Here is a 538-nt window from a genome sequence, read left to right as displayed (position 1 = left end):
CTCACTCGCACTTGACGATCGGGATCGGGTCGTATTTCACCGTGCGGGTCTTGCGGGAGATTTCGCGGCCGGTTTTGTGGTCGGTGATGACGCGGGTGTCGGAGATGGTGAAGCCGGGGCCGCCTTCGGAGGCGATGCAGTCCTTGCCCTTGGGCAGGGTGACGGTATTGGGTTCGGTCGGTTTGGTCTTCTCGCCGGTGATGGATTCGACGTCGACCGTCTTCGTACCCCACAGGCGAACGGTGATCTCGGAGGCGGTCGCGGAGGTTTCGATGTAGATGCCGGTCTGGGTGTTGTTGCGGAATTTCAGGTCGATCACGCCGTCGAAGACGGTGGCCTCGCGGGCGGCGGGGTAGCGGGAGATGTAGTAGCTGTGCTCGGTGTGACCCGCGTCCTCGAGACCCGCGAAATACGCCGCGTTGTACAGCGTGGTGGCGAATTGACTGATGCCGCCGCCGACCGCGGTGCTCGGACGACCGTGGTCGATGATGCCGGACTCGACATATCCTTCCGCGGTGCCGCGCGGACCGGTGAAATC

1 protein-coding gene is annotated in these 538 nt (G+C 63.6%); it reads right to left on the bottom strand.

The features are described 5' to 3' along the window. Position 1: 1 nt before the first annotated feature. Positions 2-538: VanW family protein (locus ACT89H_RS29455; protein ID WP_445111934.1), on the bottom strand; the 537-nt coding region annotated here is incomplete at its 5' end.

It is taken from the genome of Nocardia aegles (assembly GCF_052545135.1).
This window is presented reverse-complemented; position numbering and strand designations above follow the sequence as displayed.